At 37.0% G+C, this 10,039-nt stretch carries 11 protein-coding genes and 1 riboswitch; of the genes, 7 read left to right on the top strand and 4 right to left on the bottom strand.

The genetic code is table 11. The features are described from left to right. Positions 1 to 282, top strand: a 282-nt coding sequence (locus JF76_RS10360) for a Sir2 family NAD-dependent protein deacetylase (protein ID WP_045927406.1), incomplete at its 5' end; no start/stop codon positions are given. A 125-nt stretch (positions 283 to 407) separates the two neighbouring features. Then, positions 408 to 1,187 (top strand): TerC family protein, encoded by a 780-nt coding sequence (locus tag JF76_RS00885; RefSeq protein WP_045927405.1) that lies wholly within the window; start codon positions 408 to 410, stop codon positions 1,185 to 1,187. On the opposite strand, the gene JF76_RS00880 is transcribed toward JF76_RS00885, so the two are convergent. After that, a complete protein-coding gene (locus JF76_RS00880) occupies positions 1,182 to 1,541 on the bottom strand; it encodes a DUF488 domain-containing protein (protein ID WP_045927404.1) in 360 nt (119 codons plus the stop codon). The two genes, JF76_RS00885 and JF76_RS00880, sit on opposite strands and share 6 nt — an antisense overlap. A gap of 44 nt (positions 1,542 to 1,585) precedes the next feature. Between JF76_RS00880 and JF76_RS00875 the strand changes: the two genes are divergently transcribed. The 3 genes from JF76_RS00875 to JF76_RS00865 all read left to right on the top strand — a co-directional run bounded on the left by JF76_RS00875 (position 1,586) and on the right by JF76_RS00865 (position 5,007). Continuing rightward, positions 1,586 to 2,218, top strand: a complete 633-nt coding sequence (locus JF76_RS00875) for a DNA-3-methyladenine glycosylase (RefSeq protein ID WP_045927403.1) — start codon at positions 1,586 to 1,588, stop codon at positions 2,216 to 2,218. Positions 2,219 to 2,347: 129 nt separating this feature from the next. Next, positions 2,348 to 2,524, top strand: a riboswitch (Lysine riboswitch). A 108-nt stretch (positions 2,525 to 2,632) separates the two neighbouring features. Continuing rightward, the gene (locus tag JF76_RS00870) at positions 2,633 to 4,258 is read left to right on the top strand and encodes an ABC transporter substrate-binding protein/permease (RefSeq protein ID WP_045927402.1); all 1,626 of its coding nucleotides are present in this window, start codon (positions 2,633 to 2,635) and stop codon (positions 4,256 to 4,258) included. Beyond that, complete coding sequence (locus JF76_RS00865) at positions 4,258 to 5,007, top strand: amino acid ABC transporter ATP-binding protein (protein WP_045927401.1); 750 nt, start codon at positions 4,258 to 4,260, stop codon at positions 5,005 to 5,007. Before JF76_RS00870 ends, JF76_RS00865 begins: the two co-directional genes overlap by 1 nt. 63 nt (positions 5,008 to 5,070) lie before the next feature. Here the strand turns inward: JF76_RS00865 and JF76_RS00860 are convergent, their stop codons facing one another. Together JF76_RS00860 and JF76_RS00855 are read right to left on the bottom strand one after the other, a co-directional pair. Then, positions 5,071 to 5,988 (bottom strand): alpha/beta fold hydrolase, encoded by a 918-nt coding sequence (locus tag JF76_RS00860; protein ID WP_045928884.1) that lies wholly within the window; start codon positions 5,986 to 5,988, stop codon positions 5,071 to 5,073. 276 nt (positions 5,989 to 6,264) lie between these two features. Then, positions 6,265 to 6,636, bottom strand: coding sequence for a hypothetical protein (locus tag JF76_RS00855; RefSeq protein WP_045927400.1), 372 nt, complete (start codon positions 6,634 to 6,636; stop codon positions 6,265 to 6,267). Between the two features lie 378 nt (positions 6,637 to 7,014). Between JF76_RS00855 and JF76_RS00850 the strand changes: the two genes are divergently transcribed. Further along, positions 7,015 to 7,326, top strand: a complete 312-nt coding sequence (locus tag JF76_RS00850) for a hypothetical protein (RefSeq protein WP_045927399.1) — start codon at positions 7,015 to 7,017, stop codon at positions 7,324 to 7,326. Positions 7,327 to 7,520: 194 nt separating this feature from the next. Here the strand turns inward: JF76_RS00850 and JF76_RS00845 are convergent, their stop codons facing one another. Next, on the bottom strand, positions 7,521 to 8,843 hold the full coding sequence (locus JF76_RS00845) for a replication-associated recombination protein A (protein ID WP_045927398.1): 1,323 nt from the start codon (positions 8,841 to 8,843) through the stop codon (positions 7,521 to 7,523). An 83-nt stretch (positions 8,844 to 8,926) separates the two neighbouring features. On the opposite strand from JF76_RS00845, the gene JF76_RS00840 reads away from it, so the two are divergent. After that, positions 8,927 to 9,970, top strand: a complete 1,044-nt coding sequence (locus JF76_RS00840) for a hypothetical protein (protein WP_208854437.1) — start codon at positions 8,927 to 8,929, stop codon at positions 9,968 to 9,970. The last annotated feature ends 69 nt before the right edge of the window (positions 9,971 to 10,039 follow it).

Below are 10,039 nucleotides of genomic sequence, written 5' to 3'. Positions count from 1 at the left end.
AAATCTTACCGTCATGAAAATTGTGGTGGCATTATCAGACCAGGAATTGTTTTATATGGTGAAGCCATTAATGGTGACAGTTTAGCCAAATCTGTTAACGCCATGCAAAACTCCGACCTCGTAATCATTTCAGGTACCAGTTTTGTGGTATATCCTTTCGCCCAACTTTTATCTTACAGGCAAGCTGGCGCTAAAGTTTGGGCCATTAATAAGACTGCCATTCCAGCAGAATGCATTTCCTCTATTATTGCGGATGCACTAGATGTTTTTAAACAGCTTTAATTAATTTTTTAAAAAAGTCTTTATGTTATTAGGATTGTTTTTTACCCGAGCACCACTATAATACTTGTTAAAACTTGACACAGTAATCAAAAATAAATCTGGACTAGAAAAGAGCTTTTAATTAAATGGCAATTTTTAAAATGTATGCTCCCTTTTTCAGTGGAAGTAATTGGATTCACGTACTGACCAGTGGCAAAGATTGGCTCATCATCTTAACCCTGATTCTGATGGAATGCTTGCTTTCTGTTGATAATGCAGTTGTTTTGGCAGCTCAAACCAAGGTTTTGCCTGACAAGAATCAACAGGAAAAGTCATTATTTTATGGTCTATGGGGTGCATATATTTTTCGTTTCATCGTGATTGGCATCGGTACTTATCTGATCAATTTTTGGGAAATTAAACTAGCAGGCAGCCTCTATCTTTTCTATCTGTCCTTCAAGTTTTTTTACGACCAAAGGCATCCCCAAAAGGCTGTCACTAACGCAAAGATTGAAAGTGCAAAAATTACTAAGCATACTCCCAAAAAGGGGAAACATTTTCTATCACTTTTCTGGCGGACCGTTATTTCAATTGAAGCAATGGATATCGTATTTTCAATTGATTCAGTTTTAGCTGCCCTAGCGGTTTCCAATAATCCGGTAGTAGTATTAATTGGTGGCATGATCGGTATCTTGTGTATGCGCGGTGTTGCCGAAATCATAATCAAATTGATGGACATTATTCCTGAACTGCAACCGATGGCTTACGTTTTAATTGCTATCATTGCTCTTAAACTTTTATTGTCTTTACCACCGTTACATTACGAACTGCCTAATACAACTTTTGCCTTTATTGTGTTCGGTATTCTTCTCTTAACTATTGCTTTTCATTTTATACGAGCAAAAAAGAAAAGACGGAAACTATAATCTTTGTTCAACGTATTCTTTGAGCACAACTGCCTGGTTGTGTTCTTTGTTTTTGGCACCATAAAGAAAAAGGACATCTTGTTCGGCAAGCTTAGCTTTAATCTGGTCAACAAAAGCGGTGGCCGCTGGATTATGCTCTAATTCAGCAACGTACTTTTGCCTAAACTCAGGATATTTAGTATCATCGTGGTTAAACCACTTACGCAGTTCGGTACTGGGGCCTATTTCTTTTGTCCATTCATCCAAATCAGCATCATTTTTGCTTTTACCTCGTGGCCACAGACGATCAACTAAAATGCGGTAGCCAGCCGGTTGCTCATGGTCGTAAATGCGTACTAATTTTATCTTTGTCATTGTAAGATCTCCTTTTAGTTTAAGTTTACTACACGGAAGAAAAAATGAATTATTCAACTTATTTCTCTAATAAATCAACTGCTGTTATTACTAAAGACTTGATTGGCAGACCATTAACATATAATGATGGCCAGAATATAATGGGTGGCTATATTGTGGAGGCAGAAGCTTACTTAGGCGTTAAAGACCGGGCGGCACATTCTTATGGCGGTCATCGCAGTCCGGCTAATGAAGGTCTTTATCGTAAAGGCGGAACTATCTACATTTACGCCCAAAGACAGTATTTCTTTTTCGATGTCGCAACACAAGAATATAATGAGCCGCAAGGAGTTTTAATTAGAGCCATCGAACCAGTCTGGGGCATAGAGCAGATGATTAAAAATCGTGCCGGCAAAAATGGGGTGCTTTTAACTAATGGTCCTGCGAAAATGATGCAGGCTTTTGGTATTCACGATAAAAAATGGAATTTACACCTCTTATCTGACTCTCCATTTAAAATTGATTTAGATGATAATCATAAAAAGTGGGCTAAGGAAATTAAAACCAGTGCCAGAATTGGCGTGAGTCAATCCGAATTAGAATGGGCCAATAAAAAATTACGTTATTATACAGCTGGTAATCCCTATGTTTCCAGAATGAAAAAAAGTGCTTATCAAAAGGATAATGGCTGGCAGTGAGAACAGGATCACCGTGCCCTTTTAAAATAGTAAAAGATAATAAATGAGATAATTATAAAATATTTTTTAAATAAAATTATTGACAAGTCACTCTTAATAGCCTATTATTTTTCTAAGTTAAATAATTTCCAATGCAATAGAGGTCGCGGTTGTTACAAAACTAATCTGAGTGAGCGAACACTTTGAAGGTTAGCGTAAGAATTACCGCCGAAACAAAAATGTTGTTCGTTTCAATCTTTTTGTTGGGCTGCAAGAGAATATTTTGCAGACTGTCCCGGTTAGTCCCCGGGGAGCGCTATATGATTTGTTTAAAAAATAGATTATAACCTCGTTGTTTTGCGTAACAGCGAGGTTTTTATTTACGCTTTTATTGTATTGGCTTTATTTGAAACATATTTTGTGGAGGTTTTCAAAATGAAGTCAAGATTTAAGTGGTTGGCTACCTTAGTTGCCTTATTCACTTGTTTAGGCATTGGGGCTGATTTTAGCCTGAATGAAGTTAGTGCCAAAAAGGACGACGGTACGCTCAAAGTCGCCATGGAAGCTAATTATCAGCCGTACAATTGGACACAGACTAATAATGCCAACGGTGCTGTGCCAATTGAAGGGTCGAAAGAATATGCCAATGGCTATGACGTTAAAATTGCCAAAATTATTGGTCAAAAATTACATAGAAAAGTAGAAGTTGTTAAGACTGAATGGGATGGTTTACTGCCCGCTTTGACCAGTGGCAAAGCCGATTTGATTATCGCTGGGATGAGTCCAACAGCTGAACGTGAAAAGGCCATTAATTTCTCTAAGCCATATAGAAACAGTACTTTTGTGGTAATTACCAAGATTAACAGCAGATATGCTAGCGCTAAAAAGCTGACCGACTTTAAGGGTGCTAAATTAACAGCGCAACAAGGTACTTTCCACTATGATTTAATCAAGCAGTTAAAAGGTGCTAAGAGACAACCGGCTATGCGTGATTTTGCAGCAATGCGGCAAAGCTTAATTTCAGGTACCATTGACGGCTATGTTGCCGAAGACACTGAATCAACTTCCTTTAAGATGGTTGACCCTGACATTAAGTCAATTCCTGTCAGCAAAATGGCTGGTTTCCACGCTACTAAGGAAGAATCTGTTACCTCAATCGGAATTGCCAAGCCTAACAAGGCGCTGCTCAAGAGTGTCAACCAAATTTTAGCTACTATTCCTCAAGCAAAAAGGGTTAGGTTAATGACTGAAGCTGTTAAGGAGCAGCCTAAAACTGATAATGATAAAAAAGGCAAAAAGGCTAAGGCAGAACCATGGTTAGTATCAATGTGGCGCCAATATGGCGGCATGATTTTAAACGGTATTGGTATGACGCTGCTTTTAGCCTCAGTTGGTACTGTTGCAGGTTTCTTTATCGGCCTGGCAGTGGGCATTGTCAGAACCATTCCTACACCAACGACTCCCGGTAAAAGATGGCTGCTTAAGTTTGTCAACTGGCTGCTTTCGGTCTACATTGAGGTCTTCCGGGGTACGCCAATGATGGTTCAAGCTGCTGTGATCTACTATGGTATTGCCCAATTCTGGCACTTGAACATTGACAGAACCGTTGCCGCACTAATCATTGTTTCCATCAATACTGGAGCATATTTAGCCGAAATCATTCGGGGAGGAATTATTTCTACACCTGAAGGTCAGTTTGAGGCAGCCAGTGCCTTGGGAATGACTCATAATCAAAGAATGTGGCACATTATTTTGCCACAAGCGATCAAGAATTGCCTACCTTCAATTACTAACGAATTTATCGTTAATATCAAGGATACTTCAGTCCTGAGCATCATCTCCGTATCAGAGTTGTTCTTCGTTGGTTCAACTGTTGCTAGTCAGACATTCAAGTTCTTCCCAACTTACCTGACAATTTCTGCTATCTACCTCATCTTGACCTTTACCATCACGAGAATTTTCAACTTAATTGAAAAACACCTCCAAGGAAGTAAGAATTACAACTTAATGGCAAACCAAGTTCAAGTGGGCACACCTAAAGACATGGAGGCTAAGAACTAATGACTGAAACAAACGAAACTATTTTAAGTTTAAAGCACATCAAGAAAACATTCGGTGAACACCAGGTTTTGAAAGATATCTCTTTTGACATTAATAAAGGTGAAATTGCCACCATTATCGGACCTTCAGGTGGCGGTAAATCAACTACTTTGCGCTGTATCAACCTGCTTGAAGAACCTACTGCCGGTGAAGTTGATTTTCATGGTGAAAATGTTTTGGCACCAAACTACAATCACAATATTTACCGGGCAAAAGTCGGCATGGTTTTCCAACAATTTGATTTGTTTGAAAACAAGAATGTATTAGCCAATTGTATGGTAGGTCAAGAGTTGGTATTAAAACGCTCAAAAGACGAAGCACGTCAAATTGCGCTGGCAAATTTGAAAAAGGTAGGCATGGAGCAATACGTTAATGCCAGACCGAGTCAGCTTTCTGGTGGACAACAACAAAGGGTCGCGATTGCCCGTGCTATCTGCATGGATCCTGAAATTTTGTTATTTGATGAGCCTACTAGTGCTTTGGATCCTGAAATGGTCGGAGAAGTTTTAAGCGTTATGAAGAACCTAGCCACTACAGGTTTAACGATGATTATCGTAACGCACGAAATGGCATTTGCTAAAGAAATTTCTGATCAAATGTTTTTCATCAGCGACGGTGTAATAACTGAACAAGGTAAACCTGATCAGTTATTCAATCACCCGCAAAATGAAAAAACCGCGAAGTTTTTAAGTAATTTTCAGAATAACTAATAAAGTCTAATTAAACAAAAAAACTGGTAAACTCACCTTGTTAATAATGTGAGTTGCCAGTTTTTAGTTTGCTTGTGACTCTAAAAGCATAGTAATTTCCTGATTAAATTTAGTTGGCTCCTCCCACTGCGGGAAATGACCAGAATGGTCAAACCAAATCAATTTGCACGGACTAGTAATTTTAGCAGCATATTCTGCAGTCAATGGTGAGGACACATGATGGTCATGTCTGCCTTCACAAAAAGTGATGGGAACGGCAAAATGCACGATGTTTTCAAAATTAACGTCCATCAGTTCTTCCCAAAAATATTGAATTGACTGCTTCGAGCCCTGCAAGCGCTGAATTAGGTCCTTAAAAGAATAATCTTTAGCAGATATAAAAGGACCAATTAATTTGCGGTAGTTTTTAGCGCCATAGATTGAACCGCCATAAGCCACAATCATTTTAGTTAATTTGAGGCTGGCTTTAGTTGGTTCATGGACAAAATCAAGTTGGTCAAGTTTGGCAGTATTTTTCATTTTTGTTCGTAAAAAAGCTTTTTGTAAGTCAATATTCCTTTTCATATTAACTACTTGACCAATTCCGATATATTGCGTAACCAGGTCTGGATACATTTGAATAAAATAGAGTCCTAAAACCGTACCCCAAGAATGACCCATGATAATCAATTTATCTTGTCTTAACCGTTTTAATAAATAAAGCACAAACTGATGAATATCTTCCACCATGGTATTAATAGATAAGTTTTCTTCAGGTGAAAATTTGTAATATGATAGTCCGCTGCCTCTTTGTTCCAGATTGACAAAGATAAAATGATCTTCTAGTTCGCTATTAAATTTTTTAGTCAAGGGGATGCAGGCATCGCCCGGTCCACCATGCAAATATAAAATGATTGGTTTCCGGCCTTGCTTTGAACTAATTGAAAAATAAAGTTTAGTGCCGTTAATTATGACGCTTTCTATTACTGATGTGCTACTCATTTTTTGCCTATATTCATATAATCGACTGCTATTATGCATACACTGCTACTTTATTTAAGTATATTATTAAAGCCGCTGCTTTGTAAATTGCAAATTATATTTACAAGACTGACGCAATTTTTATCAAATAAAAGCTTGTAACTTTTACTACTCTAAACTAAAAAACTATTGGGAAAGCCAGCTGAGGAAACAGTATATATCAAAAGTCTGACGAACTTTATGCTAGAAAAAAGTACCAAGCATTTTAATAGCCTGGTACTCAAATCATGTTAAATTCTAATCATTTTTATCTTCAACTTTGTAAAATTTAACTCGATTGATTAAATAGTCAAGTAAGAACACACAAATTAAATTTAAGACAATAATAAAGAGTATCATTAACGGGTGCTCTTCTTGCTCATCTGTCATATTTAACAAATATAAAGTTTCAAAGCTAATTGGTGCGCCTTGTAATACCATACAGTAAATTAAGTCATTTTCGACTTGGTCAATAAATGTATCTTCTTTTACTTCAAACCAAGCTGTAGCAATTATTGTCATGATGAACGCACTAATTGACCATATTAAGTTAAAATTCGGCTTATCGGAGAAAAAAAGCGCCATTCCAAATGGACACAACAATAATAAAGCAGCTCTTGCTAATTTCATTTTCATCTCATTTCCTATAACCTTTCTTTCTTGAATTTTTTAATTATTATATAATTATAAATGAAATATAATGTTAATCAACAGTATAATCAGTAATTGCGATTAAATCATAAAAAATAATAAGTACTGCGCTTATTCTTATAATATTTGGCAATAAATTTAATTTATTTTTAATTACTCGCTTTACATCTTAATAGTTATGTACTAACCTATAAGTTATTATTATCATAGGTATAACTGAAATTTTAAGTTAAATTAAAACTGCTTTTTTTATCTAAAAAAATTCAGAGAGACATACAAAAGTTGGTATCTGTGAAAAATTTAATATTGCTTTGTGCATAATAAATCTTGGCAATATCATGATTGGAGCTATTAATAATGTTCAAAAACCAGACTACGATGAAAGAACAGCTGCTAATAGATCATGGCTATAAATATTTATGGTTTATTGTATTAGGCGCATTCTTATTGGTTTTAATCTTACCGTTTTTCAAATCTGTTGATTTAAGCGTTGGCGCCTTAGGTCTTCTACTATCAGCTTTGGCGGAAGTATTGAAAACATTTTTTCAGAACAGACATATTACCTTTATTATAAGTTTGGTTTTGGTTTGGCTATTAGCTCTAATAATTAGTGTTATTCTGTTTTTTTACATTATGTGGGCTTCAGGCAACATGCTTTTTGTCAAATAATGAATTTAAATAAATATTGCCACAGAAAAGAAAGAGCACAAAAACAGGCAAACCACTTAAATTGTGGTTTGCCCGCTTTTTAGTTGATGCTCAAATAGCAGTGTCCGCTTAATCATTTAGCTAATCAATTTGTTATATTATTCTTTTAGTGTCCCGGTAATTAAAACTAATGAGGCTAGACTTTAAAAGCTGCGCTATTTATCGTGTTCTCTGTGCCATTCTTTAATCTGTTCCAGTCTCTTTTTAAAGCGGTCTTCATGGCCTTGCGAGGTCGGCAAATAATATTCGTGTCCCTCTAAACTCGGTGGCATAGTTTTCATTGTTGTTAACTTGTCTTTAGCATAATGCGCCAGCTGGTAACCTTTACCATAGCCCAAATCTTTCATCAACTTAGTCGGGGCGTTGCGAATTTGCAAAGGCACTGGTTCATCTATCGTCTTCTTAACGTCTTCTTCAGCAGCTAGTCTAGCCTTATAAACTGCGTTTGATTTCGGAGCAAGCGACAAATAAATCACTGCTTCCGACAAATGCACATCACATTCCGGCATCCCTATAAATTGACAAGCCTGAAAGACGTTGACCGCCACATTCAGCGCATTAGTGTCTGCCAAGCCAATGTCTTCACTGGCAAAGCGTACTAGTCTGCGTGCAATATAAAGCGGATCTTCTCCCCCTTCAAGCATCCGCGACAGCCAATAAATCGCTGCATCTACATCGCTGTTACGCATTGATTTATGCAAAGCGGAGATGATATTGTAGTGTTCTTCTCCGTCTTTGTCATACAAGACTGACTTTTGCGTGATTAGTTGTCCCAGACTATCCATAGTCACAGCGATCGTATTACCACTTTTGTTGCCATTTAAAACCGCCATCTCCAGCGTATTTAAAGCAGTCCGGGCATCACCGTTGGCAAATTTAGCAATGGCTTTAATCTCCTGCTCACTGATTTTAACGGTTAACTTGCCAAAGCCATTAGGGTTATGCAAAGCATTTTGCAATAGCTTGATAATATCTTTGACTTCAAGCGGTTTTAAGACAAAAACCTTGCAGCGTGAAAGCAGCGCCGAGTTAACTTCAAAGGAAGGATTTTCGGTCGTGGCACCAATTAACGTAATACTACCGCGTTCAACGTAAGGCAAAAAAGCATCTTGTTGTGCTTTATTAAAACGATGGATTTCATCTACAAATACCAGTGTTTTTTGCCCTACTTCATGTTCGGTTTCAGCCTGCTTCATAATTTTGCGGATTTTAGTAATGCTGCTGTCAACCGCACTAAAATTAAAAAAGCTCGCTTGACTCTGCCGGGCAATTATTTCAGCCAAAGTCGTTTTGCCAACTCCCGGTGGTCCCCAAAAAATCATTGAGGAAACTTGGTCATTATCAATGATTTCCCGCAATATTTTTCCCGGTCCCAGTAGCTGCTCTTGTCCTACAAACTGGTCTAAGTTTTGGGGGCGTACACGGTTAGCCAATGGTTCATTTTGCCCACTATTTGCAAATAATGATTCTTGCTTCATCATTACATCTTCTTTATTTACTTCTAAACACTTACTACCCTAATTATACAAGTATTTGTACGCTAGCAAAAATAATCGAACGCTTGTTTGAGATAAATTTATTAACTAGTTTGCAGTACAATGATATAAGTAAAGAAATTGGATATTATTCTGGTGTTTCTGAGCAAAAGACAACCTTTTATTATTTGCCGACAGAAACTGTTAATGGTAAAGACTGCTATGCAATAGGAAAGAATCGTTATATTAGAGCAAATAACGTTGATAGTATAGATGGATATCCTCTTATGTATAATGGCGTTACCTATGCCACTGTTCTCAAAAAGACGACAACTCAAACATTAACCAATGATTCTACTAAGCACGTTCTAAAAAAGGGGCAAAAAATTAAAGTTGATTTAGCGGTTGAGCCTTGGGCAGAAGACTTTGAAGGCTATATCTATCGCCTGCACGATTATCCTAACGAATATGTTGCTCAAAACTACATTAAATTAAGAAACTATTTGCCAACATCAAGTTACGATGAACTTACATTCACCTATGTAAGGCCTAATACTACGACAAATACTAAATTCTATAATTTTGACGGTACTCCAACAGGTATCAGTTACAGGAACCGTAAGCAAAACCCCTTGACCGTTGATGGTCTTTATTACTTATGGGTACCTAGCGAAAACAAAGCAGAACTGTTTTATCACTTTTTAACCTACAGAATAGACAGAAACTATTTTGTTAATAACGACGGCACTGACCTTAAAAAACCAGAGTTTGATAAAAACAATAAACTAATTGAATCGACAGAAGATAAGATGCGTTATACTAACAGCTTTGTCAAAGCCAGTGATATCACTTATGCCGGAGGAAATAAATTAGTCCCTCTTAATTCTCCTAAGGATGCCGAGAACGATCAGAAAGTAGCAACAGATAAGGATAAGCAAGAATTGCAAAGAAAATTTGAGGCAAAAAAGAATGCCCAGAATGTTAAAGGTCATGATGAAAGTGCAGTAAAGAATTATAATAATGCTTTGTTGATTGCTTCTTCCGTTTTACAATCACCTAAAGCAACAATTGCTCAGGTAAAGCAGGCACTGTGGCTACTTGAACCAATTAGAACTCAATTAGCACTTTAAATTTTGCGCAATGAAGTTAAATTAAAAAGGAGTTAGTCTATCAAATACAAGTGAACTAACTCCTTTTTT

Source organism: Lactobacillus kullabergensis (assembly GCF_000967195.1).
Lineage (GTDB): Bacteria > Bacillota > Bacilli > Lactobacillales > Lactobacillaceae > Lactobacillus > Lactobacillus kullabergensis.
Note: the sequence above shows the minus strand (reverse complement) of the source record. Positions and strands in the feature narration are given on the sequence as shown.